This is a genomic window from Streptomyces sp. NPDC014861, assembly GCF_043081625.1.
Taxonomy (GTDB): domain Bacteria; phylum Actinomycetota; class Actinomycetes; order Streptomycetales; family Streptomycetaceae; genus Streptomyces.
Genome location: NZ_JBIBWV010000017.1, coordinates 119,451 through 145,206, shown reverse-complemented (window position 1 = coordinate 145,206; position 25,756 = coordinate 119,451). Strand labels below are relative to the sequence as shown.

Here is a 25,756-nt window from a genome sequence, read left to right as displayed (position 1 = left end):
CGGCCGTGGTCACGGCTCCGGGCCCCGGGTGCTCCCGGGGCCCGGTCCGCGCGTCCGGACGACTCAGCGGGAGCCGACCATCCGGGCGTAGACGACCACGTTCCCCGCGTACCCCTTGGCCCGGGTGTAGCCGCCGCCGCAGGTGATGACCCGCAGTTCCGGGTGGCCGGTGTCGCCGTAGACCTGGGGGCCGGGGAAGTCCTCCTTGGAGTAGACCTCGATGCCGTAGATCTCGAAGACCGCCACCCGCCCGTCGTACCGCTCGACCTCGACGTGCTGGCCCTTCTCCAGCGAGCCGAGGCCGTAGAAGACGGCGGGCCCGCTGTTGTTGTCGACGTGCCCGACGATCACCGAGGTGCCGCGCTGGCCGGGCGCAATGCCGTTCTGGTACCAGCCGGCCAGATTGGCGTCCTGCGGGGGAGGGGCCGCCACCCAGCCCTCCGCGTCGAGCCCCACGTCCATGATCGGGGCCGCGACCTCGATCGCCGGGATGCGGATCCGGGAGGCGGGGGCGAAGGGCAGCGGCGGGACGCCCGCCGTCGCCTCGGCGGGCGGCGGCACGACCGGCCGGGCCACCGGACGGGCCGCGGCGGCCGGCTGGGGCGGACCTCCCGCGACGTCCACGCCGTTGCGCAGCATCGCGAGTCCGGACAGCATGGCGAGGGCCAGGACGCCCCAGGGTTGACGTCTCCTGCGCTCAGGGACGCGGAAGTCCTTCGGGGGCATGGTTCTCCCTTCGTGGCGACGTGTGAACGGTAAGGGCGGCTTCCCGCCCCTGCGCTCCGGGCGGCCCGAACGGGTAGCCGCCCGCCGCCGTACGGGTGGCGCGACGCGGGCCGGACCCACTCCGGGGTGCGCTCCGGCCGACGGTCCGTCAGAAGCTCCGCGCACGGCGCCTCTCGGCCCGCTGCTCGTCCCGGGTGACTCCGCGCTGACCCATCCGAGTACTCGTCAGACAATCGTTTCGCGCGCCCCTGAGCTGCGAAGACATGGCCCCGGGCAACTCGATCGGTGGCACGGCGGCTCACCGGACCGGCCCAGCGCCGAGGTGCGGGGAAGAGCCCGAGTTGTGATGGTTCGTCATGGAAGGCGTACTCGTCGAATCTCCCGGAGCACCGCTTCGGGGCGTCTTCCACTGGAGGTTCAACCATGCGTGCTGCACGCACTCTGGCGGTGACCGCCACCGCGTTCGCGGCGGTCGCCCTGGCCGCGCCCCTCTCCGTCGCCACCAGCGGTCCCAGCGACGTCTCCGTCAACCCCTACGACGTCCACGCGGGGTCGACGCTCACGATCACCGCCAAGGGCTGCGGCCACGGCGGCACGGTCACGTCCAACGCGTTCCCGGAGACCAACCTCTCGGTCAACTCCAACGGCCTCTCCAGCGCGATCGCCCGGGTCTACAACCACGCCACGCCCGGCAACTACAACCTGGCCGTCCGCTGCAGTGACAACCGCCGGGTCGTCACGGCCCCGTTCCGCGTGCTCGCGGGCCGCGGTGCCCAGGGCGGTCTCGGCGGCTCTCTGGCGCCCAGCTCCACCGAGATGGCCGTCGGCGGCAGCCTGGTCGCCGCCGCGGCGCTCGGCGGCGGTGTCTTCGTCCTCCGTCGCCGCCGCATGACCGGTACGGGTGCCTGACCGGTCGAACCTCCTGGTCGGCCCACCGTGCCCGCCGCCCCCGTGTCCCGGAAGGGATCCGGGGGCGGCGGGCTGTCCGCCCCCGGACCGGGGGCCGGGTCAGTGCCGGCGGGAGCCCGTGCGGCGGCGGATCGCGTACGTCGAGCCGGCCGCCGCCGCGAGCACCAGGGCGATGCCGCCCGCCAGCTCCGCGGAGCCCAGGCCGGCCTGCGAGCCGCCGAGACCGCCCCGCACGCCGCGCGGCGGCAGCAGCACCGTCGAACCGGTCGTCGGGGTCGCCGTGGCCACCCCGCTGATCGTCAGGTCCACGCTGTCCTGCACGCCGCCCGAGCAGTTGAACGCCACCGTGTACACGGCGCCGCGGCGGGCGTCCGTGTCCACGGTGGCGGTGACCGCCGAGCCCGGTGCGATCTGGACGGTGTCGAAGATCCCCGCCGTGGCCGTCGCCGTGCTGGCGCAGCCGGGGGCGCTCAGTGTCACCCGACCGCCGGGGGCCACGAGCGAGGGGGAGACGACGAAATCGCCCGGGGCCTTGGCACCCCGCACCCGCGGGTTCGGCGCGGGCGCACCGTCGGCCGCGTGGGCGACGGTGACGGGGGCGGCCAGGGCGAGGGCGGCCGCCCCCAGCAGGGCGGTGGAAGCGGCACGTATCGCGCGCATGGTGGTTCCTCCGGGTCCCGAGGGCCGGCCGCGGCGGTCTGGCCGCGAGAAGCCTGCGTACACCTCGTGCCCGAAACGCTAGGAGCGCACTACCACAGCCGCGATCCCAGACGCGCGAATGGGGCACGGGTGTCCCCCGGGCGGCCCAGTCCCGCCCTCCGGATCACTCCGTGACCTGCGGGAAGAGTGCGGTGAACGGCGCGTCGGTGGCGGCCAGTCCGCGGCCGAACGGCGCGTCGAAGTCCCAGATGAGGAAGAGCAGGAAGGCGATCAGCGCGCTGTAGAGGCCCGCGAGCAGCACCTCGCGGCCGGTGCGCCGGATCTGGAGCGTGAAGATCAGCCCCACCGACACCAGGGCGCCGATGATCAGACCGAACCAGACGACCCCCGGCATGGTCTCCCCGGCGCTCTGGCCGCGGGCGCCGCGGGCGTCGTCGGCGACCATCACCTGGTCCACCAGCGGCTGGTACGCCTGCCCCTCGAAGTCGTTGGCGGGGACGTAGTCGGTGACGCTGCGGCGCACCTGGCGGAGCAGGGCGTCGCCCTCCTCGGTGGTCTCGCCCGCCTTCGCCATGTGCGGGAACTCCTCGCCGACCACGTAGGAGACGTACGCGTCGACGTCGGCGCGGATCTGGCGGCGGACCGGCTCCGGGTAGACCTCCACGCGCTCGGAGATCTCGTGCATCGCCTGGGCCTCCTGGCGCACCACCTCCTGGGCGGCTCCGCGCGCCTCCCACACGCCGGCGATGGCGAGGCCGAGGACGATCGCGTAGATCACGCCGATCATCATCGTCATGTACTCGATGACGTCGGGGGTCTCGTTGGGGTCGTCGTCCTCGGGGATCCGGCGGTGGTTGATGACGACGATGGCCAGGACGACGGCGCACGCGGCGGCCATCGCCAGGGTCAGGACGAGCCATTCGGACATGGTTGTTCGGACTTCCTCACGGGGTGGGGAGCTCGACGGGAGCTCGGGGTTCGGGTGGCGCGCGGCCGGATCAGCGGGAGGATCGCGGGCGCAGGATCGCGGTGGCGAGCACGGCGGGCGCGGTGATGAGGAGCATCGTGGTGACGGGTGACCCGGTGCTCTTCGGCTGGGGCCGGGAGGTCCGCTGGTAGTGCGGGAGCGCGACCGGGGCCGCGGGCGCGGGACGCGGCGGCGCCGCCGTCGTCGGTGCGGGCGGCGGGGCCGGGGGAGCGGGGGCCGGCGGTTCCCCGGGCGCCGGGGTGACGGGCGCGGGGGACGGCGGAGCGGGGGCCGGCGGCGGCGTCGGGGTGGCGGCGGGCGGCGGCGGGACGGGGACGGGAGGGAGCACGGGGGCGGGAACGGGCGGCCGGGGCGGCGCGGGCCGGGCCGGGGGCGACGGGCGCTCCGGCGCGGTCGGGACGACGGGCGGCACCGGCGCCGGAGGTGGCGGCGGCGGCAGCGTGGGCGGCGGGGGCTCGAACGGGGGCGGGGCGGGCTTCGGCTTCGGCTTCGGGTGGGGCTTCGGCTTCGGTTTCGGGCCGCACGCGTCCGGGCCGATGACCGCCACCGAGGTGTTCGAGCCGCCCGGCCCGGTCGTGGCATAGGCGCAGGAGTCGGCGGCCGCCGGCGCGGGCGCGGCGAGCAGCCACACCAGTGCGGCGGCGGCCAGCGACCGCGCGAGGGGTGATCCGTACAGAGACACGCCGACGAGCTTGAACACATGGACGCCGAACCGGGGCCCGAATGCGGGTGGATTCATCGGATGGTGGGGATCTTGCGGCGCGCGATTTGACGAATCTGCGGGCGGAGACCGAATCACCGAGGTGGAACGCGGTGCGAATGGCCGACGGGAGCCGTCCCGGGGTCCGTTCCGAAGAACTGTCCGGTTGTCGCCCTGTCGCCGGCCGCGATCTTCCGCGCGGGACGGTCCCGTGAGAGGGTCCGCGCAGGCCGACAGCCGAGGTACGGAGGGGTGTTCAGGCCGTGTGACCAGGGTGACGGCGGTGGCCGGAGAGCCGACGCACGCTCAGATGCACGTGAATGTGCACGGCCTGAAGGCGTGAACTCTCCGTTCCGCTCGCACGTGTCAAACGCGTGTGACCAAGAACGGATCGCGAATTTCCGTTTCCACTCGCTCTCTCGGCGGGCGATCAGTAGCCTCACCTCGAACACGGCCGCGAACACCGGGCCGCATCCCCCGTGGCGACTTGTTGGAGACATTGATGGAGCGTCCCGCCTGGGCTCCGCCGGGTATCGACATCTCGGTACCCAGCGTGTCCCGTATGTACGACTTCTATCTGGGCGGCTCGCACAATTTCGAAGTCGACCGGGAAGCGGCCCGCAAGGCCATGGAGTTCCTGCCGGGCCTCCCCAAGATCATGCAGGCGAACCGGGCGTTCATGCGCCGCGCCGTCCGCTTCGCCCTCGACAACGACGTCACCCAGTTCCTCGACATCGGCTCCGGCATACCGACCTTCGGCAACGTCCACGAGGTCGCCCAGGCCGCCGACCCCGCCGCCCGGATCGTCTACGTCGACCACGACCCCGTCGCCGTCGCCCACAGCCGGGCCGTCCTGGAAGGCGTCGACGGCGCCGCCGTCGTCCCCGCCGACCTCCGCAAGCCGGCCGACATCCTGCGCAGCCCCGAGGTCACCGGACTGCTCGACCTCGACCGCCCGGTGGCCCTGCTCCTCGTCGCCGTCCTGCACTTCCTGGAGGACGCCGACGGCCCGCGCGAGGCCGTCGCCGAACTCCTCGACGCGCTCGCCCCCGGCAGCCTCCTGGTCGTCACCCACGCCTCGTACGAGGGCATCCCGGTGGACCAGGAGCGGGCCGGCGGCACCGTAGAGGTGTACCGCTCCACCCGCAACCCGCTGGTGATGCGCTCCCGGGAGGAGATCGGCCGCTTCTTCGACGGCACCGCCGTCGTCGAGCCCGGCATCGTCTCGATGCCCCTGTGGCGGCCGGACAGCCCGGCCGAGGAGGAGGATCCGTACGCCTTCTCCGGCTTCGCGGGCGTGGGGCGCAAGGCGTGAAGGTGCCGTCGCAGCCGTCCGGGACCGCCGCGGAAGCCGACGGCCCCGAGGACAGACTCAGGCGGTTCGTCACCATCTGGGGCCGGGCCATCTTCCCGGTGACCGCCACCTCCCTCACCCGCGCCGAGTTCGAGGGCCACCTCCTCCCGCTCGCCCGCCTGCTGTGCGACGCGCTGCTCGCCCGGCCCTTCGACACCGCCCCCGCCCAGCGGGCCGGAGCCGGCCTGGTCGACGCCCACTGCACCGACCCGGACGCCCTCGGCCGCAGCCTCGGCGTCGTCGACGCCTACCTCGTCCTCTACTGCGGTACGGACCCCGAGCTCGCCGCCGAGGAGCTGCGCGCCCGCTGCGCCCGCCTCCAGCACGCCATGGCCACCGGCTACGCCCAGGCCCTGCGCGAGCGGACCCGCGCCGAGCAGGAGGCCATCGCCCGCTCCGCGCTCTCCGCCCGCAGCGCCGCCGAGATCGCCCTGCACGCGACCGAGAGCCGCTTCCGGGCCGTGTTCGACGGCGCCGCCATCGGCATCGGCATCGCCGACCTCGAAGGCCGGATGGTCGAGATCAACGACACCATGACCCGCATGTTCGGCGGCGTCGAGGCCCACGTCCGCAGCCGCAACGTCAGCGAGTGGGTGCACCCCGAGGACGGGCCGCACGTCTGGCGGCTCTACGAGGAGCTGGTGCGCGGCGAGCGCGAGCAGTACCGGGTGGAGAAGCCGTACTACCGGGGCGACGGCACGGTCCTGTGGACCAACCTCACCGTCTCCCTGCTCCGCGACGCCGAGGGCCGGCCCCAGTACCAGCTGGCGCTGATGGAGGACATCACCGAACGGCGCCTGCTCCACCTGCGGCTGCGGTACGAGGCCACCCACGACGCCCTCACCGGGCTGCCCAACCGGACGTTGTTCTTCGAACGCCTGGAGAAGGCCCTCGCCCCCGGCGCGGCCGGCGAGGACGCCCGCTTCGGCCTCTGCTACCTGGACCTCGACGGCTTCAAGGCCATCAACGACAGCCTCGGACACTCCGTGGGCGACCGGCTGCTCGTCGAGGTCGCCGACCGGCTCCAGGCGTGCGCCACCGGACCCGGCGAGATGGTCGCCCGGCTCGGCGGCGACGAGTTCGTCGCCCTCACCACCGACACCGGCACCGACGGCGAGCGGGACGCGACCGCGCTCGCCGACCGCATCCTCGCCGCCCTCGCCACCCCCGTCGGCGTCGACGGACGCGAACTCACCGTCCGCGGCAGCCTCGGCGTCGTCGAGGGCCCGGCCGGCGAACGCACCGCCGCCGAGGTGCTGCGCAGCGCCGACATCACCATGTACCGGGCCAAGTCCGCGGGCGGCAACCGCTTCGAGCTCGCCGACCCCGAGGCCGACGCCCGCGCCATCACCCGGCACGGCCTCACCACGGCCCTGCCGACCGCCCTGGAGCGCGGCGAGTTCTTCATCGAGTACCAGCCGCTCGTCCACCTCGACGACGGCAGCGTCCACGGCGCCGAGGCCCTCGTCCGCTGGAGCCACCCCCAGCACGGCGTCCTCGGCCCCGACCGCTTCATCCCGCTCGCCGAGGACACCGGACTCATCGTGCCGCTGGGCCGCTGGGTCCTCCAGGAGGCCGTCCGGCAGGCCCGCTCCTGGCAGCTCGACGACCCCGGCAACCGCAGCCCGCTCCGCATCAACGTCAACCTGTCCCCGACCCAGCTCCACCACCCCCGGCTGGTCGCCGACACCGTCGACGTGCTGGAACGCGCGGGACTCGCTCCCGGCGCGCTCTGCCTGGAGGTCACCGAGTCCGCCCTGATCGGCGCCGACGAGGACCTTCTCAAACCGCTGCGCCAGCTCGCCGAGATGGGCGTCGACATCGCCCTCGACGACTTCGGGACCGGCTACTCCAACCTGGCCAACCTCCGCCGCCTCCCGGTCAGCGTCCTCAAGCTCGACCGCTCCTTCACCCGGGGCATGCAGCAGCACCCGGTGGACCCCGTCGACCTGAAGATCGTCGAGGGCATCGTCTCCCTGGCGCACAGCCTCGAACTCGCCGTCACCGTCGAGGGCGTCGAGACCGCCGCCCAGGCCGAACGCCTCCGCGAACTCGGCTGCGACACCGCCCAGGGCTGGTACTACGCCCGCCCCGGCGCCCCGGACCGCATCCACTCGCTGGTGCTGGCCGACGCGGTGTGAGCAAGCCGGTGCGGGCGAACCGGTGCGGGCGAACCGGTGCGGGTCCCGTGTGGTCGAACGGGTGTGGGCCCGGTCCTCAGGAGGACCGGGCCCACACCGGTGAAGCGCGAGGGGCGAGGAAAGCGAAGGGACTATGTCATCGGAAGTGGTGAGAAGGAAGCCCCTTCATGGCCTCGCCCCGGAACGACCGTAACACTCAGGCGGGGATCAGGTCGCCCAGATTTTCCGGCGTCACCACCCGGGAGCCCGGAGCCAGCCCCTCGGGCCGGTCGAGTCCCAGGTACGTCACCGGCTCCCGCGGCACCGGACCGCCGGTCCACTCCGTGACCTCGGCCCCCGACTCCTCCAGCAGGTCCACCATGTGACGTACCGTCAGCGAACTGCGCTCGACCACCCCGCGGAGCAGGACGGCCAGCGACACCCGGTGGTCCTCGACGCGGTTGGCCGACGGCGTCCCCCGCAGGCACAGGTGGAGCCAGTGCGCGTGCCACCGCCCCTCCTCGTCCCGCCGGAAGGCCACCGGCAGCGCCACCCGCCCCGGCCCGCGCAGGTCCGACTTCATCCGGACCGTGCGCGGCTCGAAGGGCCGCCCGTCCTGCCCGGACTCCCGGAGCATGTACCCGAAGAAGGACTCGGCGACCTGCTCGAAGCCCTCGCCCGCGTACACATGCACATGCGGCACCACGAACGTGCCGCGCACCGCGCCGAGCCGCAGCTCGATGAACTCCGAGGCACCGTCCGGGGCTTCGGTCACATCCCCGGAGTGCCGGCCCTCCACCGTGGACAGCTCGGTGTACGACAGCCAGGAGACCGTCGCGTACCGCTCGTCGAGGACCAGCGCCGACAGGTCGAGGTCGGTCCTGTGCCGCGCCTCCTTCCAGTACATGAAGAACCGCAGCAGCTCGCCGTCGACCGCGGAGACCGAGCCGCGCGGCAGCACCCCGAACCCGCCCGAGGAGGCACGGCCGCTCAACGGCAGCGCCACGTCCAGGATCCCCGGGTCGACCAGCACGCGTCCCGTCGCCGGAAGCCGCCGCCGGGTCTCCCCGTCGAGCAGCGCGAGGAGCCTGCGCTGGACCTCCCTCGGCAGGTCCCGGCGGGTGTCCGCCGTCACCCACGCGCTGCCGTTCCGGTTCACGAACAGGCGCCGGGGCGCGCCCGACCGGTCGTGCCGGTTCAGCAGGTGCTCCCGTACGGACAGCACGACCCGGCCCGCCACCCGAGGCGCCACGCGCTCCGCCGCCGCGAGCACCGCCTCCCGCCCGGCCTCGTCCGCCGCCGTACGCAACAGCCGGTCCAGCGCCCGGAAGAGCCGCCCGGGCGCCGCCGCCAGCAGCTCCACCGCCCCCGGCACGTCGTCACGGGCGAGCAGCGCCTCCACCCGGGAGTCCTGCGACGGTGCCCGCACCTCGCCCCGGGCCACCGCGAACACCTCCGCCGCGTGCGGCCACGCCGGGTACTCGTGCGGATGCAGCCGCTCCCCGAGCCGCTTCCACGCCTCCCGGTCCCGGCCGACGTCGGCCAGCTTCTCCGGGGCCGCCGCCACGACCGCGTCCAGACCAGAGAGCAGGGCGCGCCGCAGGGACCGGGACAGCGCGCGGAAGCGGGTCCGCTCGCGCAGCGTCACATCGCCGTCCGACAGCGCGCACGCCAGCCGCAGCACGTCCGTGACCGTGTCGAGCAGCGGCACGGCACCGGCCCGCAGCCGGGCCGCGTTGACCACCGCCCGGTTCTCCCGCACCGGGATCTCCGCCGGCTGCGGCCCGTCCGCGCAGTGCGCCGCGAGCACCGCCAGATCGGCCAGGTGCTCGTCGCCCAGCGGCGTCACGGAGCCCGCCAGCGACCGGTACAGGGCGCCGGTCTCCTCCCCGAAGGGGCCACCGAGGTGCAGCACGGTCAGCCGGTCGCCGCTTGCCGGGGTCAACTCCGCGTGCGCCGCGAGCAGTTCCTCGTACGTGTGCTGGTACCGCCCGTAGGCGGGCAGCGTCAGCAGGTTCAGCACCCCGGCGCTCAGCTGCGCCTCGACCTCCTCCCGGGCCTCGGGGTCCTCCAGGGCCTTCAGGACGCACGAGAGCCAGAACTCCCGCGTGTCGGGGACGTTGTGGGGGAAGTCGATGAAGTACGCGTTGTGCCGGACGTGGTCGCCGACCCGCTCGCGGACCGCGTCCAGCGCCCACCGGGCGACCTCGACCACGGTCTCGGCCGAGCGTCCCGACAGCTCCCTCAGCAGCGGGTGGGCGAGGGCGAACCCCGCCGTCCGCAGCGCGGCGTCGAACCGCAGGGCGGCGGCGGAGCCGTCCCCGGCGGGACCGGAGGGGGCGGGCAGCCGGAGGGTGTGCCGGACGAGCAGGCGTTCGAGAGCGTGGTCCATCCCGTGATGCTCGCAGTCCGCCCGACCCGTCCGCACGCGGATTTCGGCCGGCCGGAAGGCGGCCGGGCAGCGGTGGAGCGGCGGTCACGGGGCGGGCCGGGAGGGCCGGACACCCCCCTGGGGCGGTACGGACGCCGGCGCCGCCGGTCCCGCCAGCAGCTCCGGGAGCCCCGACCGGGTCGCCGCCACCACCACCCGGTCGCCGGGCCGGAGCACGTACCCCGGGTGGAGGTCCCAGAGCAGCGCCGGCGGGTCGTCCCCCTCGCCGGTGCTGGTGTCGAGGGCCAGCACCCGCCAGGCACCCGGCCGGAACGCCTCCGCCACCGTGCGGCCCTCCAGAGCGGCCTGGCCGGCCACCTCGACCGCGGCGAAGAGCAGGACGCGGCGCTCCACCGGTATGGCCCCCAGGATCTGACGGCCCATCATCGCCGCGGCGAAGGCCGGGGCCGAGAGCGTGGAGACGCTGCGGCTGCGGGTGAGCGCGTCGGGATGGGCCGCCCGGAGCGTCCGGTAGACGGTGGTCGCGAAGTCGTCGTCGTAGAGACGCAGGGCCACCAGCAGCTCCGGGGCCAGCGTGCGGGCCGCGAGCACCGCCTCCAGATTGGTGGTGTCGGAGCTGGTCAGGGCGAGCAGCGCGTGCGCGCGGTGCGCCTTCGCCGACTCCAGGACGCCTTCCTGGGTGACGTCGCCGAGGACCACGGGGACCCGAAGCCGCCGGGCGTACGGGATGCCCCGCGCCTCCGGGTCCTCCTCCACGCACACCACCGGCACCCCCAGCTCGCGCAGCCGTACCAGCACGCGCGTACCGATCCGGCCCAGGCCGAGCAGCACCACATGGTCGTCCAGACCGCGCGGCGGGCGCCGCAGGGCCGCCGCGCTGCGGTACGCGCCCAGCGCCTCCAGGGCCCCCGCGATCAGCAACGGCAGCAGCGCCAGCCCCAGGAGCCCGGCGAGGAGCTGGAGCACCTGGCGGGCCGTCTCCTCGCCCACCGCCGGGTCACCGATCGCGAAGAGGTCGAGGAGCGTCAGATAGGCGGCGTGCAGCGGATGCGCGTCCGTCGCGACGATCGAGGTGACGGTCAGCGCGGTCACGGCCGCGACGACGCCGACGAGCGCCCAGCGCAGCCGCGGCGACAGCAGCTCGCGCGGCGAGGCGCCCCGGCTCTCGCGGCGCCGGGGCAGCGCCGGCTCCCGGCCGATCGCCTCCAGGACGACCGTGCCGCGCCCGGCCGCCGCCCGTACCTCGGCGTCGTCGGGGAGCAGCCGCGGCGCGAGGCCGCCGCTGCGGTCGGAGCCGTCCGCGCCGGCCGGGTCGGTACTGGTGGAGGAGAGCAGGGCGAGCGTGGCCAGACCGGGCTCGGCGAGTGCCTCCGGATCCTCCGGAAGCCGCTCGGCGGCCCTCAGCAGCAGCCCGTCCGCCTGCACCACCTTCCGCGTCCCCGCGACGGCGGTCGCCGCCAGCGCGGGCGCGGCGGTGTCCGCGTCGGACAGCACGACGGTGGCGGCGTCACGCGGCCCGGTGTCGGCGCCGGCGAGCTGCTCACCCGCCCGGTCCAGCAGATCGGCCATCCGGTGGCCGAGGTTGCGGTTGTACATCCGCAGCACCAGCCGGACGTCCGGCGCGAGCCGGCGGGCCAGGAACGCGGCCCGCATGTTGACCTCGTCGTCCTCGTACAGCAGCGCGAGCGCCTCCGCCTCCCGTAACCCGGCCCGGAGCAGGGTCCGTTCGTCGGGCGCCTCGCCCTCCGCGTACCGGATCCGCCCGTGCCGGGCGCCGGTGCCGGGCGCCACGAGCACGACCTCCCGCCGGTACACCTCGGCCAGCTCCGCGGCGAGCCGGTGCGCCAGGGCGTCGTCCCCGAGGACGAGCATGACCGGCTCCGGCGCGGACGCCCGCGCTGCCTCCCCCATGGCGGTCCCGCCTCAGCTCTCGTGCCGCACGGGCTCGGCGAGCGGCAGCCGCTCCTCCGCGGGCCCCGGCTCGGGCGCCGCGACCGGACGGCCGCGCCTTCCCGTCACCCAGGTCGCGACGGGCTCCGTGTAGCGGGCGGTGAGCGGGCCGACGACGACCAGGATGAGGACGTACGCGGTGGCCAGCGGGCCCAGCGAGGGCTCGATCCCGGCGGAGACGGCCAGGCCCGCGATGACGATGGAGAACTCGCCGCGCGCGACCAGCGTCCCGCCGGCCCGCCAGGCGCCCTTCGCGGAGATGCCGTTGCGCCGCGCCGCCCAGTACCCGGTGGCGATCTTCGTGCCGGCGGTGACGACGGCCAGCGCGAGCGCGGGCAGCAGCACCGGCGGGATGCTCGCCGGGTCGGTGTGCAGTCCGAAGAAGACGAAGAACACGGCGGCGAACAGGTCCCGCAGCGGGCTCAGCAGGTGGTGCGCGCCCTCCGCGACCTCCCCGGACAGCGCGATGCCGACGAGGAAGGCGCCGACCGCCGCCGAGACCTGGAGCTGCTGCGCGATGCCCGCGACGAGCAGGGTGAGACCGAGGACCACCAGGAGCAGCTTCTCCGGGTCGTCGCTCGACACGAAGCGCGAGATCACCCGCCCGTACCGCACGGCGACGAACAGCACGAGCCCGGCGACGCCCAGCGCGATCGCGAGCGTGGCACTGCCGGCGGCGAGGCCGACGCCGGCGAGGAGCGCGGTCACGATCGGCAGGTAGACCGCCATCGCCAGGTCCTCCAGGACCAGGATGCTCAGCACCACCGGCGTCTCCCGGTTGCCGAGCCGGCCCAGGTCCCCGAGCACCTTGGCGATGACCCCGGACGACGAGATCCAGGTGACCCCGGCCAGCACCACGGCCGCCACCGGTCCCCACCCGAGCATGAGCGCCATCGCCGCCCCGGGCAGCGCGTTGAGCGCCCCGTCGACCAGTCCGGCCGGGTACTGCGTCTTGAGATTGGTGACCAGATCGGTCGCCGTGTACTCCAGACCGAGCATCAGGAGCAGCAGGATGACCCCGATCTCGGCCCCGATGGCGACGAATTCCTCACTCGCCCCCAGCGGCAGCAGACCCCCTTCCCCGAACGCGAGCCCGGCCAGCAGGTACAGGGGTATGGGCGAGAACTTCAGCCGCCCGGCCATCCGGCCGAGCAGGCCGAGGCCGAGGATGATCGCTCCGAACTCGATGAGGAAAACGGCGGACGAATGCACCGATCACTCCCTTCCGAGGATAGTGGCGGCGGCGTCGACGCCTTCGTGGGTGCCGATGACGATGAGGGTGTCCCCGCCGGCGAGGCGGAAGCCGGGGCCGGGGGAGGGGACCGCGTCGGCGCGGCGCAGGACGGCGACGATGGACACGCCGGTCTCCGTGCGCATGCGGGTCTCGCCGAGGGTCCGGCCGTTCCAGTGGGAGGCGGAGGACAGCTCGATGCGTTCGGCCACCAGGCCCAGCTCCGTGGTGTGGAGCAGGTTCGGGCTGTGGTGGGCGGGCGTGAGCGCGTCGATGAGCGCGGCCGACTCGGCGGAGGTCAGGTGCAGCGACTGCAGACAGGCGTCGGGGTCGTCGGAACGGTAGACGTTGACGGTGCGCGTGCCGTCGCGGTGGGCGATCACCGACAGGTGCCGGTGTTCCCGGGTGGTGAGGTCGTACTGGACGCCGACGCCGGGCAACGGCGTCGAGCTCATCCGTGAAGTGGGCACGGCCCGGACTCCTCGTGTCGTCTCTGCTCGGGGGCGCGCGGCGAGGAGGCCGGTGCCCCTCCGCACGGGCGGGCGGGCCGGGGCCGCGGCCGGTCCATCCTGCCATCCCGAGGGGCCCGCGCGCATGGGTGCCGGCACGGATGGACAGGGGCCCCGGCCCACCCGGAGGATGAAGCGGCGAATAGGCTTCTGCGCAGGTCAGGCGGGTGAGCGGAGTCAGGGGGAGCGGGACGGTGTCACTGTACGGACGGATCTTCCTGCTCAACGCGGCGGTGTTCGTGCTCGCCGCCGGGCTCCTCCTCGGCCCCGTGACCGTCTCCACGCCCGTCCTCCTCGGCGAGGCGGTCGTCGTGGTCTGCGGGCTCGTGCTGATGCTCGTGCTCAACGCGGCGCTGCTGCGCGTGGGCCTCGCCCCGCTCGGACGGCTCCGGCGCGCGATGGCGACGGCCGACCTGCTCAAGCCCGGCGCCCGCCCCGAGGTCACCGGCCGCGGCGAGATCGCCGACCTGACCGGCGCCTTCAACGCCATGCTCGACCGGCTGGAGTCCGAGCGGGCCACCAGCAGCGGCCGGGTCCTCACCGCGCAGGAGGCCGAGCGGCAGCGGATCGCCCGCGAGCTCCACGACGAGGTGGGGCAGACCCTCACCGCCGTGCTCCTCCAGCTCAAGCACACCGCCGACCACGCCCCGCGGGAGCTGCGCGAGGACCTGCGGCAGGCGCAGGAGACACCCGGGCGAGCCTGGAGGAGATCCGCCGGATCGCCCGCCGGCTGCGCCCCGGCGTCCTGGAGGAGCTGGGCCTGCACAGCGCGCTGCGCTCCCTCGCCGGGGAACTGTCCACCCCGGGGCTGCGGGTGACCACCCACCTCGCGCCCGGCGCCGCTCCGCTCGACCCCGCGACGGAGCTCGTCGTCTACCGGGTCGCGCAGGAGAGTCTGACCAACGCGGCCCGGCACGCCGGCGCCGGCCACGTCGAACTCCGCCTAGGCCCCGCCCCGGACGGCGGCACCCGCCTCCTCGTCCGCGACGACGGGCGCGGCACGGACGGCGCCGCCGAGGGCGCCGGCATCGGCGGCATGCGGGAGCGCGCCCTGCTGGTCGGTGCCGGACTGCGGGTGGGCACCGGGGAGTCGGGGGGTACGGAGGTCCGCCTCGACCTGCCGCCGCGGGGGGCCGCGGGCCCGGACGCGGGGGCGGCTCCGGTCGGCGCCGCTCCGGTCGGCGTGCCCGGGGGTGTACTCCCGTCCGCGTCCTCGACTGCGTCCCTGACCGTGTCCGTGGCCGCGCCGCCCCTGGTCGGACCCGTGCCCGACCCCGTACGCGGTCCCGTCCCCGATCCCGTCCCCGCGCCCGTACGTGAACCCCTGCGGGAACCCGTACGGGGCCCCGGACCCGAACCCGTACGCGACCCCGTGCCGAAACCGACTCCTGGACACGAGCGATGACCTCCCCCGTACGCCCGCCCGCCCGGATCCTCCTCGTCGACGACCACGCGCTGGTGAGGCGCGGGGTGCGGCTGATCCTCGACGCCGAGCCGGACCTGGAGGTGGTCGCCGAGGCCGGGGACGGGGCCGAGGCCGTCGTCGCGGCGCGCGGGGACGCGGGGATCGACCTGGCCGTCCTGGACATCGCGATGCCCCGGATGACGGGGCTCCAGGCGGCCCGGGAGCTCGCCCGGCTCCGGCCCGGGCTGCGGATCCTGATGCTGACCATGTACGACAACGAGGAGTACTTCTTCGAGGCGCTGCGGGCGGGCGCCAACGGGTACGTGCCGAAGTCCGTCGCCGACCGGGATCTCGTCGAGGCGTGCCGGTCGGCGCTGCGCGACGAACCGTTCATCTACCCGGGCGCGGAGACCGCGCTGATCCGCAGCTACCTCGACCGGGTGCGGTCCGGCGCGGGGCTGCCCGAGCGGCCGGTGACCGAGCGGGAGGAGGAGATCCTGAAGCTGGTCGCCGAGGGCCACACCTCCCGGGAGATCGGCGACCTGCTCTTCATCAGCCCGAAGACGGTCGAGCGGCACCGGGCCAACATCCTCCAGAAGCTCGGGCTGCGCGACCGGCTGGAGCTGACGCGGTACGCGATCAGGGCCGGGCTCATCGAGCCCTGAGTGCGGCCTCAGGGGGCGTCCGGGACCGGCTTCGCGCGCCGTGAGGCCATCAGCAGGCGCTGGAGCTCGCGCGCGGCCCGGGGCGGGGCGACGTCGCTGCGGTGCGCCAGGGCGATGGTGCGGCGCAGGCCCGGCCGGGCGAGGGCGGTGACGCGCAGATCGCGGCCGGCGCGGCCGGCGACCATGGCGGGGACGACGGCGAGCCCGAGCCCGGCCCGGACGAAGCCGAGGACCGCGTCCAGCTCGCCGCCCTCGACCGTGAACGTCGGCTCGAAGCCCGCCGCACGGCAGGCGCCGACGGTCAGTTCCCGCAGGTCGTAGCCGTGCCGGAACATCACCAGCGGCTGGTCGCGGAGGTCGGTGATCCGCACCGGGCGGCGCGGCGGCGGCGCGGACGCGGCCGAGACGACGACGAGGTCCTCGCGCAGCAGCTCCACCGTGGTCAGCGCCGGCGACGGGGTCGGCAGCGGGAGCACGACGAGCGCCAGGTCCAGCGCGCCGCGGGCCAGCTCCCGCACGAGGTCGTGCGAGCCGCCCTCCTCGATCAGCAGCTCGATGCCCGGGTGCAGGTCGTGGAAGGCGCGCAGGACGTCGGGGAGGAGGCCGGTGCAGAGGCTGGGGGTCGCGCCGAGCCGCACCCGGCCGCGCTTGAGCTGGGCCAGCTCCTGCACCTCGCGACGGGCCGTCTCGGTGTCCGCGAGGATCCGGCGGGCCAGCGGCAGCAGCGCCTCGCCCGCGTCGGTGAGCGCGATGTTGCCCCGGGCCCGGCTGAAGAGCTCCACGCCCAGTTCCTGCTCCAGCGCCTTGATCTGCTGGGAGAGCGAGGGCTGCGAGACGTGGACGCGTTCGGCGGCCCGGGTGAAGTGCCGGGTCTCGGCCACGGCCACGAAGTAGAGGAGCTGCTGGAACTGCATGGACTCCACCCTAAGGCACGGCAATAGCTTCAGCCTATGGAGATCAGCCGGACCATGTCTTGGACCTCTGGGGCCCTTCGGCCCTAGCGTCGAGGGCATGGCTCTGGCATCCAGCAAGGACACGGCGGCACCCGCCCGCCCGCCGTCCCGCACCCCGTCCCGCGGCTTCTGGTCGTCGACCATCGGCAAGAAGACCGTGATGGCCGCGAGCGGCCTGATCATGCTCGCCTACCTGGTCGCGCACGTGGCCGGCAACCTCAAGGTCTTCTTCGGCCCCGAGGAGTTCAACGGCTACGCGCACTGGCTGCGCGTGATGGGCGCCCCCGTCCTGCACCACGAGTGGGGCCTGTGGATCGCCCGGATCGTGCTCCTCGCCGCCGTGTTCGCGCACGCGATCTCCGCGTACCAGCTCAGCCGGCGCGACATCAGGGCGCGCCCGACCCGGTACGCCCACAAGCGCAAGGGCTCCTCGTACGCCACCCGGACCATGCGCTGGGGCGGGATCATCCTCGGCCTCTTCATCGTCTGGCACGTCCTCGACCTCACCACCGGGACCGTCCACCCCGGCGGCTTCGAGGAGGGCAAGCCCTACCAGAACGTCATCGACACCTTCTCGACCTGGTACGGCAACCTCATCTACATCGTCGCCATGCTCGCCGTCGGCCTCCACGTCCGGCACGGCTTCTGGAGCGCCGCCCAGACCCTCGGCGTCGGCAACGCGCGGCGCGAACGCGCCCTGCGCCTCGCCGCGAACGCCCTCGCGCTCGCCCTGACCGCGGGCTTCATCGCCGTCCCCGTCGGCGTCATGACCGGAGTGGTGAACTGACCATGAGCTATCTCGACTTCCGCACCGGCGAACCGATCGCCGACACCAAGGCCCCGGCCGGGCCGATCGCCGAACGGTGGGACACCCGCCGCTTCGAGGCCAAGCTGGTCAACCCCGCCAACCGGCGCAAGCACCGCGTCATCGTCGTCGGCACCGGACTCGCCGGCGGCTCCGCCGGCGCCACCCTCGCCGAACAGGGCTACCACGTCGTCCAGTTCTGCTTCCAGGACTCCCCGCGCCGCGCCCACTCGATCGCCGCCCAGGGCGGCATCAACGCCGCCAAGAACTACCGCAACGACGGCGACTCCATCCACCGCCTCTTCTACGACACCGTCAAGGGCGGCGACTTCCGCGCCCGCGAGTCCAACGTCCACCGGCTCGCCCAGATCTCCGTCGAGATCATCGACCAGTGCGTCGCCCAGGGCGTCCCCTTCGCCCGCGAGTACGGCGGACTCCTCGACACCCGCTCCTTCGGCGGCGTCCAGGTCTCCCGCACCTTCTACGCCCGAGGCCAGACCGGCCAGCAGCTCCTCCTCGGCGCGTACCAGGCGCTGTCCCGGCAGATCGCCGCCGGCAACGTCGAGATGCACGCCCGTACGGAGATGCTCGACCTGATCGTGGTCGACGGCCGGGCGCGCGGGATCGTCGCGCGCGACCTGATCACCGGAGCGATCTCCACCCACTACGCGGACGCCGTCGTCCTCGCCAGCGGCGGCTACGGCAACGTCTTCTACCTGTCGACGAACGCCATGAACTCCAACGCGACCGCCGTCTGGCGGGCGCACCGGCGCGGCGCGTACTTCGCCAACCCGTGCTTCACCCAGATCCACCCCACCTGCATCCCGCGCACCGGCGACCACCAGTCCAAGCTGACGCTGATGAGCGAATCGCTCCGCAACGACGGCCGCATCTGGGTCCCCAAGGCCAAGGGCGACACCCGCCCCGCAGCCGAGATCCCCGAGGACGAGCGCGACTACTACCTGGAGCGGATCTACCCCTCCTTCGGCAACCTGGTCCCGCGCGACATCGCCTCCCGCGCCGCCAAGAACGTCTGCGACGAGGGGCGCGGGGTCGGCCCCGGAGGCCAGGGCGTCTACCTCGACTTCGCCGACGCCATCGCCCGGATGGGACGCGCCGCCGTCGAGGCCAGGTACGGCAACCTCTTCGACATGTACGCCCGGATCACGGCGGAGAACCCGTACGAGGTCCCCATGCGGATCTACCCCGCCGTCCACTACACGATGGGCGGCCTCTGGGTGGACTACGACCTCCAGACCACCGTGCCCGGCCTCTTCGCCATCGGCGAGGCCAACTTCTCGGACCACGGCGCCAACCGGCTCGGCGCCTCCGCCCTCATGCAGGGCCTCGCCGACGGCTACTTCGTCCTCCCCGCCACCATCAACGACTACCTCGCCCGCCACCCGAGGTCCGAGCCCGTCACCGACGACCACCCCGCCGTCCGCGAGGTGCTGGCCGAGACCGAGGACCGGCTGAACCTCCTCCTCGCCGTCGACGGAGACCGCACCCCGGACTCCTTCCACCGCGAACTCGGCGAGGTCATGTGGGAGTTCTGCGGCATGGCCCGCACCGAGGAGGGGCTGCGCACGGCGCTGCGCCGCATCCCGGAGATCCGCGAGGAGTTCTGGCGCCGGATCAAGGTCCCCGGCACCGGTGAGGAGTTCAACCAGTCGCTGGAGAAGGCCAACCGGATCGTCGACTACCTCGAACTGGCCGAGCTGATGTGCCTCGACGCCCTGAACCGCGAGGAGTCCTGCGGCGGCCACTTCCGCGAGGAGTCCCAGACCCCGGACGGCGAGGCCGCCCGCCGCGACGAGGAGTTCTCGTACGCGGCGGCCTGGGAGTTCACCCCGGAAGCCCCCGTCCTCCACAAGGAAGTCCTCGACTTCGAGTACGTCCACCCCACCCAGCGGAGCTACGCATGAAGCTCAACCTGCGCGTCTGGCGCCAGAAGGACACCGGCGCCGAGGGCGCCATGGCCACCTACGAGGTGGACGGGATCTCCCCCGACATGTCCTTCCTGGAGATGCTGGACACCCTCAACGAGGACCTCATCCTGCGCGGCGAGGACCCGGTCGCCTTCGACCACGACTGCCGCGAGGGCATCTGCGGCGCGTGCAGCCTCGTCATCAACGGCGACGCCCACGGCCCCGAGCGCACCACCACCTGCCAGCTCCACATGCGCTCCTTCAGCGACGGCGACACCATCGACGTCGAGCCCTGGCGCGCCTCCGCCTTCCCGGTCGTCAAGGACCTGGTGGTGGACCGGACGGCCTTCGACCGGATCATCCAGGCCGGCGGGTACGTCACGGCCCCCACCGGATCCGCGCCCGAGGCCCACGCGACGCCGGTGCCGAAGGCGGACGCCGACTCGGCCTTCGAGCACGCCGAGTGCATCGGCTGCGGCGCGTGCGTCGCCGCCTGCCCCAACGGTTCGGCGATGCTCTTCACCTCGGCCAAGGTCAACCATCTGAACGTGCTGCCCCAGGGCGGCCCGGAGCGCGAGACCCGGGTCCTCGACATGGTCGCCCAGATGGACGCCGAGGGCTTCGGCGGCTGCACCCTCACCGGAGAGTGCGCCACGGCCTGCCCGAAGGGCATCCCGCTGCCGTCGATCGCCGCGATGAACAAGGAGTGGCTGCGGGCCCGGCGCAAGGTGAGGTGAGGGTCAGGGCATGGGTACGGGCCCGGAGCGAAAGTGGGAAGAGGCGTTCCGCGCGGGGCGGGAACAATGCGCCGGCCCGGGCCGTTCTCCCCGGGCCGACGCCGTCCCGACAGAGGAGAACCTTGCCCGACGCACAGCCCACCACCCCGTCCGCCGACGCCTTCACCAGCGCGTTCCCGCTGCCGTCGCTCGCCGACCAGGCCGAGCGGCTGATCGACCTCGGGGTGCCCGCGCTCACCGGCATCGACGCGGGCGAACTCCGGGCCTTCGCCGAGAAGGCCGCCGCGGACGCCCCGGCCGGTGCCCTGCTGGCCGTCCACCCCGACGCCGCGCCCGCCTCGGCCCTCGCCCCGCTGCTGAGGCTCGCGGACAAGCCCGGCTTCCTCGTGGTCGACATGGAGGACGTGGACGCCTTCACCCCGCAGGGCGTGGAGCTTCCCGACGGGCCGTTCTACCTCGTCCACGACCTGGACCGGGGCGACCACATGGGCAACTGGAGCCCGGAGGAGGCCCTGCCGGCCCTCACCGCCGCGGGGCGGACGCCCCTCCTGCTCACCGAGGGCGTTCACTGGCTGCTCCAGCGCCCCGAGGTCCTGGAGCGCAACAAGTGCTTCATGACCATCGGTTCGCGCCTGCGCAAGTCCGACGACACCTTCGACGCCCGCACCCCGGCGATCTGGATCAGCAACGGCACCGGCCGGGACGGAAAGGAGCGCAAGGGCGCCCCCAAGGTCGGCTGGTGCTGGTGGAACAACCGCCACACCTGGCTCGGCTTCGGCTCCACCACCGGCCGCGCCGGCTAGGGCGACTCCTCCGGACCGGACCGGGCGTCCTGGTCCGTCCCCGGTCCGAGGGTGATCCCCAACGCCCGGGCCAGGTAGGGGGCGGTGCGGCTGCCGGCCGCCCGGGCCACCCGGGCGGGAGGGCCCTCGGCGACGATCAGGCCGCCGGCCCCGCCGCCGCCCGGGCCGAGATCGATCACCCAGTCCGCCCCGGCCGCGACGTCCATGTCGTGCTCCACCACGACCACCGTGTGGCCGCCGTCCACGAGGCCGCGCAACTGGCGGACCAGGACCTCGGCGTCCGCCGGGTGCAGACCGGTGGTCGGCTCGTCGAGGACGTACAGGGTGTGCGCGCGGCGCGGGCGCTGGAGCTCGGAGGCGAGCTTGATGCGCTGCGCCTCGCCGCCGGACAGCTCGGTGGCCGGCCGGCCGAGCCGGAGATGACCGAGACCGACGTCGAGGAGGGTGGCGAGGCTGCGAGCCGCCGCGGGGGCGTCCGCGAAGAACTCCGCGGCCGACTCCACGGTCAGGTCCAGGACTTCGGAGATCGTCAGCCCGCGCAGCCGTACCTGGAGGGTCTCCGGGTTGTAGCGGGCGCCGTGGCAGTCGGGGCAGGGCGCGTACGTGCTCGGCAGGAACAGCAGCTCCACCGAGACGAAGCCCTCGCCCTGGCAGGACTCGCAGCGGCCGCCGGGCACGTTGAAGGAGAAGCGCCCGACCTTGTAGCCCCGGGCACGGGCCTCCTCGGTCTCCGCGTAGAGCCTGCGCACCACGTCGAAGAGGCCGGTGTAGGTGGCCAGGTTGGAGCGCGGGGTGCGGCCGATCGGCTTCTGGTCCACCGTCACCAGCCGTCCCACGCCCTCCCCTTCACCGGTGAGCGCGCCGACGAGGGTGGACTTGCCCGAGCCGGAGACGCCGGTGACGGCGGTGAGGGCGCCGCGGGGGAAGGCCGCGTCGACGCCGTGCAGGTTGTGCCGGGTGACGGGCCCGGTGCGCAGCCAGGCCTCCGGCGCGAGGGGCGGCCGTGCGGGCACCGGCGCCGGGTCGAAGAGGAAGCGCCGGGTGGCCGACTCCTCGACGTGCGCCAGGAGTTCGGGCGGCCCGCTGTGCAGGACCCGGCCGCCGTGCTCGCCGGCGCGCGGGCCGACGTCCACGAGCCAGTCGGCGTGCCGCACGACGTCGAGGTGGTGCTCGACGACGAAGACCGAGTTGCCGGCCGCCTTCAGCCGGTCGAGGACGACGAGCAGGGCCTCGGTGTCGGCCGGGTGCAGGCCGGCGGACGGCTCGTCGAGGACGTACACGACGCCGAAGAGGCCGGAGCGGAGCTGGGTGGCGAGCCGCAGCCGCTGGAGCTCGCCGGTGGACAGGGTGGGGGTGGCGCGGTCGAGCCCGAGGTAGCCGAGCCCGAGTTCGGTGACGGTGGCGATCCGGGCCAGCAGGTCCTCGGCGAGCACGCGGGCGGTCTCCGGGGCGCCGGGCGCGGCGGCCGGGGCGAGCACCTCGGCCAGCGCGGTCAGCGGCAGTGCCGCCAGCTCGGCGATCGTCCGGCCGGCGAAGGTGACGGCCAGCGCCTCGGGGCGCAGCCTGCTGCCGCCGCAGACCGGGCAGGGGGCGCTGGTGAGGAAGCGTTCCGCCTTGGCCCGCAGCGCGGTGCTCCGGGAGTCGGAGTAGGTGCGCAGGACGAGCCGGCGGGCCCCGGTGTACGTGCCCTGGTACGGGCGCTGGATCCGGCCGGCCTCCCGTACCGGGTCCACGGTGACGACCGGCTGCTCGTCGGTGAAGAGGATCCACTCCCGGTCCTTCGGGTCCAGCTCGCGCCAGGGCCGGTCGACGTCGTGGCCGAGGGCGTCGAGGACGTCCCTGAGGTTCTTGCCCTGCCAGGCACCGGGCCAGGAGGCGATGGCGCCCTCGCGGATCGACAGGCCGGGGTCGGGGACGAGCAGGGCCTCGCTGGTGTCGTGGACCAGGCCGAGGCCGTGGCACGACGGGCAGGCGCCGGCCGCCGTGTTGGGGGAGAAGGCGTCGGAGTCGAGGCGGGGCGCGCCGGCCGGGTGGTCGCCGGCGCGGGAGTAGAGCATGCGCAGCGAGTTCGACAGCGTGGTGACCGTGCCGACGGAGGAGCGGGCGCTCGGGACGGCGCGCCGCTGTTCGAGGGAGACCGCCGGGGGCAGCCCGGTGATCTCCCCGACCTTCGGGGCACCGATCTGGTGGATGAGCCGCCGGGCGTAGGGCGCGACGGACTCGAAGTAGCGGCGCTGGGCCTCGGCGTAGACCGTCCCGAAGGCGAGCGAGGACTTCCCGGAACCGGAGACGCCGGTGAAGACGGTGAGGGTGTCGCGGGGGATGTCGACGTCCACACCCTTCAGGTTGTGCTCGCGGGCGCCGCGGACACGGACGAAGGGGTCATGGGCGGAGACGGGATCCAGCATTCGGAGATTTTATCCAATATCCGGTTCTCCGCCGGTCCGGGGCGCGGCGCGGCGGGTTCGTGGCACGGCCGGTCCTCGACCCGCTCGCACCGGGGCGCGGCCGCTCCCCGGGCGCGCTCCCGCCCCGCGCGGGAGGACCTCGGAGAAGAAATCTGCCGCGGATCCCATCCGAAAGGGCCCGTCGAGCGGAATGTCGTGGTGAGAGGTCAACCGATCCACGGCCGAGGGGCCTCGGCATCCGGCCGGTGGGAGGAGAGCTCATGAACGCCACGCGCAACCTGCGCCGTGTCCCCGCCGCCCTGGCCGCCGCGGCTCTCGCGGTCTCGCTCGGGGCCCTCGCGCCGCCCGCGTCCGCCGACGTCGTCGCGGCCCCGTTCGGTCCGGGCTGCGCCTCGGTCCCGAAGGAGGGCGAGGGCTCGGTCGCCGGCATGGCCGACGACCCGGTGGCGACCGCAGCCTCGAACAACCCGGAACTGTCGACCCTGGTCACCGCCGTACAGAAGGCCGGTCTGGTCGACACCCTGAACGACGCGGAGGACATCACGGTCTTCGCGCCGACGAACGACGCCTTCGCCAAGATCCCGAAGGCCGACCTGGACAAGGTCCTCGCCGACAAGGCGACGCTCACCAAGATCCTCACCTACCACGTAGTGGACGAGTCGGTGGAGAAGTCGGACCTCGCCGACGGCTCCTTCAAGACCCTCCAGGGAGGCACGATCACCACGGACGGGTCGGGCGACACGTACAAGGTGAACGACTCCGCCTCCATCGTGTGCGGGGACGTGGAGACGTCCAATGCCACTGTGCACCTCATCGACACCGTGCTGATGCCGAAGTGAGGGACGTCAGGACAGGGACCCGGCCGCGGCCGGGTCCCTGCGCCGCATCCACGAAAGGGAACACCACATGCCCACGTCCGCATCGCCCGCGGCCCCGCTCTGTCTCGTCACCGGCGCGAGCGGCTACATCGGCGGCCGACTCGTCCCGGAGCTGCTCGACGCCGGGTACCGCGTGCGCTGTCTCGCCCGCCACCCGGAGAAGCTCCGCGACTTCCCCTGGGCCGACCGGGTGGAGACCGTACGGGGGGACGTCACCGTCGCCGAGAGCCTCCGCGACGCCTTCGACGGCGTCGACGTCGCCTACTACCTCGTCCACTCCATGGGCTCGACGTCCCGGTTCGAGGACGCCGACCGGCGCGCCGCCCGCGCCTTCGCCGACGAGGCGGGCTCGGCCGCCGTGCGGCGCATCGTCTACCTGGGCGGTCTGACCCCGCGCGGGGTGCCGGAGGACGAGCTCTCGCCCCACCTGCGCTCCCGCACCGAGGTGGGCCGCATCTTCCTCGAATCGGGCGTCCCCACCACCGTCCTGCGCGCCGCCGTCGTCATCGGCTCCGGCTCGGCCTCCTTCGAGATGCTCCGCTACCTCACCGAGCGGCTGCCCGTCATGGTCACCCCCAGCTGGGTCGGCACCCGCGTCCAGCCCATCGCCGTCCGCGACGTGCTCAGGTACCTGGTCGGAAGCGCCGGCATGCCCGCCGACGTGAACCGGTCCTTCGACGTCGGGGGGCCCGACGTGCTCACGTACCAGGACATGATGGTGCGGTACGCGGAGATCGGCGGGCTGCGCAAGCGCCTCATCGTCCCCGTGCCCGTCCTCACCCCGAGGCTGTCCAGCCACTGGATCGGCCTCGTCACGCCCGTGCCCGCCTCGCTGGCCCGACCCCTCACCGAATCGCTCCGCCACGAGGTGGTCTGCGCCGAGCACGACATCGCCGAGCACGTCCCCGACGGACCCGGCAGGCCCATCGCCTTCGACGAGGCGCTGAGGCTCGCCCTCACCCGCGTGCGGGAGGCGCGGGTCACCACCCGCTGGTCCACCGCCTCGCCGCCCGGCGCGCCCAGCGACCCGCTGCCGACCGACCCGGACTGGGCGGGCGGCAGCCTCTACACGGACGAGCGCTCCCGCACCGTCGACGCGAGTCCCGAGGCGCTGTGGCGCGTCATCGAGGGGGTCGGCGGCGAGAACGGCTGGTACTCCTTCCCGCTGGCCTGGGCCGTCCGCGGCTGGGCGGACCGTCTCGTCGGGGGAGTGGGGCTGCGCCGCGGCCGGAGGGACGCACAGCGGCTCCGGGTCGGTGACGCCCTCGACTTCTGGCGCGTCGAGGCGATCGACCGGGGACGCCTGCTGCGCCTCCGCGCCGAGATGCGCCTGCCGGGCCTCGCCTGGCTGGAGATGGCCGTCGACCGGGACGAGCGGGGCCGGACCTCGTACCGCCAGCGGGCCCTCTTCCACCCCCGGGGCCTGGCCGGGCAGGCGTACTGGTGGGGTGTGACCCCCTTCCACGCCGTGGTCTTCGGCGGCATGGCCCGGAACATCGCCAGGACCGCCGAGACGGAGCGTCAGGGCGCGGGGGGTCCGGCGGGTGCGGCGGAGGCGGCGGACGCGGTACCGCGTCGTCCGTGACCGCCCGGTCGCGGGTGACCGCGGACTCCGTGCTTCAATATATCTCGATC

The 25,756-nt window shown here is 73.9% G+C and carries 20 protein-coding genes and 1 pseudogene; 11 read left to right on the top strand and 10 right to left on the bottom strand.

Annotated features, from left to right (window positions below; all coding sequences use genetic code 11):
- Positions 1–63: 63 nt before the first annotated feature.
- Positions 64–726 (bottom strand): class F sortase, encoded by a 663-nt coding sequence (locus tag ACF1BN_RS27645; RefSeq protein ID WP_392334303.1) that lies wholly within the window; start codon positions 724–726, stop codon positions 64–66.
- A 423-nt stretch (positions 727–1,149) separates the two neighbouring features.
- Between ACF1BN_RS27645 and ACF1BN_RS27640 the strand changes: the two genes are divergently transcribed.
- Positions 1,150–1,635 (top strand): hypothetical protein, encoded by a 486-nt coding sequence (locus ACF1BN_RS27640; RefSeq protein WP_392334302.1) that lies wholly within the window; start codon positions 1,150–1,152, stop codon positions 1,633–1,635.
- Positions 1,636–1,734: 99 nt separating this feature from the next.
- On the opposite strand, the gene ACF1BN_RS27635 is transcribed toward ACF1BN_RS27640, so the two are convergent.
- The 3 genes from ACF1BN_RS27635 to ACF1BN_RS27625 form a co-directional block, all read right to left on the bottom strand.
- Complete coding sequence (locus ACF1BN_RS27635; protein ID WP_392334301.1) at positions 1,735–2,295, bottom strand: hypothetical protein; 561 nt, start codon at positions 2,293–2,295, stop codon at positions 1,735–1,737.
- Positions 2,296–2,458: 163 nt separating this feature from the next.
- Positions 2,459–3,223, bottom strand: coding sequence for a hypothetical protein (locus tag ACF1BN_RS27630; protein WP_392334300.1), 765 nt, complete (start codon positions 3,221–3,223; stop codon positions 2,459–2,461).
- Between the two features lie 70 nt (positions 3,224–3,293).
- On the bottom strand, positions 3,294–3,965 hold the full coding sequence (locus tag ACF1BN_RS27625; RefSeq protein WP_392334299.1) for a hypothetical protein: 672 nt from the start codon (positions 3,963–3,965) through the stop codon (positions 3,294–3,296).
- 520 nt (positions 3,966–4,485) lie between these two features.
- On the opposite strand from ACF1BN_RS27625, the gene ACF1BN_RS27620 reads away from it, so the two are divergent.
- Positions 4,486–5,298: an SAM-dependent methyltransferase gene (locus ACF1BN_RS27620; RefSeq protein ID WP_392334298.1), complete on the top strand. Its 813-nt coding sequence runs from the start codon at positions 4,486–4,488 to the stop codon at positions 5,296–5,298.
- Positions 5,295–7,478 (top strand): putative bifunctional diguanylate cyclase/phosphodiesterase, encoded by a 2,184-nt coding sequence (locus ACF1BN_RS27615; RefSeq protein WP_392334297.1) that lies wholly within the window; start codon positions 5,295–5,297, stop codon positions 7,476–7,478. The genes ACF1BN_RS27620 and ACF1BN_RS27615 overlap by 4 nt, the downstream gene beginning before the upstream one ends.
- Positions 7,479–7,674: 196 nt before the next feature.
- Here the strand turns inward: ACF1BN_RS27615 and ACF1BN_RS27610 are convergent, their stop codons facing one another.
- The 4 genes from ACF1BN_RS27610 to ACF1BN_RS27595 all read right to left on the bottom strand — a co-directional run bounded on the left by ACF1BN_RS27610 (position 7,675) and on the right by ACF1BN_RS27595 (position 13,485).
- Positions 7,675–9,849, bottom strand: a complete 2,175-nt coding sequence (locus ACF1BN_RS27610) for a hypothetical protein (RefSeq protein ID WP_392334296.1) — start codon at positions 9,847–9,849, stop codon at positions 7,675–7,677.
- 84 nt (positions 9,850–9,933) lie between these two features.
- Entirely contained in the window at positions 9,934–11,760 is a 1,827-nt protein-coding gene (locus ACF1BN_RS27605; protein WP_392334295.1) for an NAD-binding protein, read from the bottom strand.
- Positions 11,761–11,772: 12 nt separating this feature from the next.
- Positions 11,773–13,011: a cation:proton antiporter gene (locus tag ACF1BN_RS27600; RefSeq protein ID WP_392334294.1), complete on the bottom strand. Its 1,239-nt coding sequence runs from the start codon at positions 13,009–13,011 to the stop codon at positions 11,773–11,775.
- Between the two features lie 3 nt (positions 13,012–13,014).
- Positions 13,015–13,485 carry a cation:proton antiporter regulatory subunit gene (locus tag ACF1BN_RS27595; protein WP_392334317.1) on the bottom strand — a complete coding sequence of 157 codons (471 nt, stop codon included), beginning with the start codon at positions 13,483–13,485 and terminating at the stop codon, positions 13,015–13,017.
- Between the two features lie 248 nt (positions 13,486–13,733).
- On the opposite strand from ACF1BN_RS27595, the pseudogene ACF1BN_RS27590 reads away from it, so the two are divergent.
- Together ACF1BN_RS27590 and ACF1BN_RS27585 are read left to right on the top strand one after the other, a co-directional pair.
- A pseudogene (locus ACF1BN_RS27590) lies at positions 13,734–14,662 on the top strand (HAMP domain-containing sensor histidine kinase); the annotation flags it as partial.
- 278 nt (positions 14,663–14,940) lie between these two features.
- The gene (locus tag ACF1BN_RS27585; RefSeq protein WP_392334293.1) at positions 14,941–15,609 is read left to right on the top strand and encodes a response regulator; all 669 of its coding nucleotides are present in this window, start codon (positions 14,941–14,943) and stop codon (positions 15,607–15,609) included.
- 8 nt (positions 15,610–15,617) lie between these two features.
- Here the strand turns inward: ACF1BN_RS27585 and ACF1BN_RS27580 are convergent, their stop codons facing one another.
- On the bottom strand, positions 15,618–16,523 hold the full coding sequence (locus tag ACF1BN_RS27580) for a LysR family transcriptional regulator (RefSeq protein WP_392334292.1): 906 nt from the start codon (positions 16,521–16,523) through the stop codon (positions 15,618–15,620).
- Positions 16,524–16,620: 97 nt separating this feature from the next.
- Between ACF1BN_RS27580 and ACF1BN_RS27575 the strand changes: the two genes are divergently transcribed.
- The 4 genes from ACF1BN_RS27575 (at position 16,621) to ACF1BN_RS27560 (ending at position 20,835) form a co-directional block, all read left to right on the top strand.
- The gene (locus ACF1BN_RS27575) at positions 16,621–17,349 is read left to right on the top strand and encodes a succinate dehydrogenase (RefSeq protein WP_392334291.1); all 729 of its coding nucleotides are present in this window, start codon (positions 16,621–16,623) and stop codon (positions 17,347–17,349) included.
- Positions 17,350–17,351: 2 nt separating this feature from the next.
- Entirely contained in the window at positions 17,352–19,292 is a 1,941-nt protein-coding gene (locus ACF1BN_RS27570) for a fumarate reductase/succinate dehydrogenase flavoprotein subunit (protein WP_392334290.1), read from the top strand.
- Positions 19,289–20,032 carry a succinate dehydrogenase/fumarate reductase iron-sulfur subunit gene (locus tag ACF1BN_RS27565; RefSeq protein WP_392334289.1) on the top strand — a complete coding sequence of 248 codons (744 nt, stop codon included), beginning with the start codon at positions 19,289–19,291 and terminating at the stop codon, positions 20,030–20,032. The genes ACF1BN_RS27570 and ACF1BN_RS27565 overlap by 4 nt, the downstream gene beginning before the upstream one ends.
- A 122-nt stretch (positions 20,033–20,154) precedes the next feature.
- Entirely contained in the window at positions 20,155–20,835 is a 681-nt protein-coding gene (locus ACF1BN_RS27560) for a DUF5701 family protein (RefSeq protein ID WP_392334288.1), read from the top strand.
- Here the strand turns inward: ACF1BN_RS27560 and ACF1BN_RS27555 are convergent.
- On the bottom strand, positions 20,832–23,243 hold the full coding sequence (locus ACF1BN_RS27555; protein ID WP_392334287.1) for an ATP-binding cassette domain-containing protein: 2,412 nt from the start codon (positions 23,241–23,243) through the stop codon (positions 20,832–20,834). The genes ACF1BN_RS27560 and ACF1BN_RS27555 overlap by 4 nt on opposite strands.
- Positions 23,244–23,503: 260 nt before the next feature.
- Between ACF1BN_RS27555 and ACF1BN_RS27550 the strand changes: the two genes are divergently transcribed.
- Entirely contained in the window at positions 23,504–24,082 is a 579-nt protein-coding gene (locus ACF1BN_RS27550; RefSeq protein WP_392334286.1) for a fasciclin domain-containing protein, read from the top strand.
- 67 nt (positions 24,083–24,149) lie between these two features.
- Positions 24,150–25,706, top strand: a complete 1,557-nt coding sequence (locus ACF1BN_RS27545) for an SDR family oxidoreductase (protein WP_392334285.1) — start codon at positions 24,150–24,152, stop codon at positions 25,704–25,706.
- Positions 25,707–25,756: the final 50 nt, after the last annotated feature.

Coding starts and splice junctions, on each gene's coding strand:
- ACF1BN_RS27645 (WP_392334303.1), bottom strand. CDS start 726: ATGCCCCCGAAGGACTTCCGCGTCCCTGAGCGCAGGAGACGTCAACCC.
- ACF1BN_RS27640 (WP_392334302.1), top strand. CDS start 1,150: ATGCGTGCTGCACGCACTCTGGCGGTGACCGCCACCGCGTTCGCGGCG.
- ACF1BN_RS27635 (WP_392334301.1), bottom strand. CDS start 2,295: ATGCGCGCGATACGTGCCGCTTCCACCGCCCTGCTGGGGGCGGCCGCC.
- ACF1BN_RS27630 (WP_392334300.1), bottom strand. CDS start 3,223: ATGTCCGAATGGCTCGTCCTGACCCTGGCGATGGCCGCCGCGTGCGCC.
- ACF1BN_RS27620 (WP_392334298.1), top strand. CDS start 4,486: ATGGAGCGTCCCGCCTGGGCTCCGCCGGGTATCGACATCTCGGTACCC.
- ACF1BN_RS27610 (WP_392334296.1), bottom strand. CDS start 9,849: ATGGACCACGCTCTCGAACGCCTGCTCGTCCGGCACACCCTCCGGCTG.
- ACF1BN_RS27605 (WP_392334295.1), bottom strand. CDS start 11,760: ATGGGGGAGGCAGCGCGGGCGTCCGCGCCGGAGCCGGTCATGCTCGTC.
- ACF1BN_RS27595 (WP_392334317.1), bottom strand. CDS start 13,485: ATGAGCTCGACGCCGTTGCCCGGCGTCGGCGTCCAGTACGACCTCACC.
- ACF1BN_RS27585 (WP_392334293.1), top strand. CDS start 14,941: ATGACCTCCCCCGTACGCCCGCCCGCCCGGATCCTCCTCGTCGACGAC.
- ACF1BN_RS27580 (WP_392334292.1), bottom strand. CDS start 16,523: ATGCAGTTCCAGCAGCTCCTCTACTTCGTGGCCGTGGCCGAGACCCGG.
- ACF1BN_RS27575 (WP_392334291.1), top strand. CDS start 16,621: ATGGCTCTGGCATCCAGCAAGGACACGGCGGCACCCGCCCGCCCGCCG.
- ACF1BN_RS27570 (WP_392334290.1), top strand. CDS start 17,352: ATGAGCTATCTCGACTTCCGCACCGGCGAACCGATCGCCGACACCAAG.
- ACF1BN_RS27565 (WP_392334289.1), top strand. CDS start 19,289: ATGAAGCTCAACCTGCGCGTCTGGCGCCAGAAGGACACCGGCGCCGAG.
- ACF1BN_RS27555 (WP_392334287.1), bottom strand. CDS start 23,243: ATGCTGGATCCCGTCTCCGCCCATGACCCCTTCGTCCGTGTCCGCGGC.
- ACF1BN_RS27550 (WP_392334286.1), top strand. CDS start 23,504: ATGAACGCCACGCGCAACCTGCGCCGTGTCCCCGCCGCCCTGGCCGCC.
- ACF1BN_RS27545 (WP_392334285.1), top strand. CDS start 24,150: ATGCCCACGTCCGCATCGCCCGCGGCCCCGCTCTGTCTCGTCACCGGC.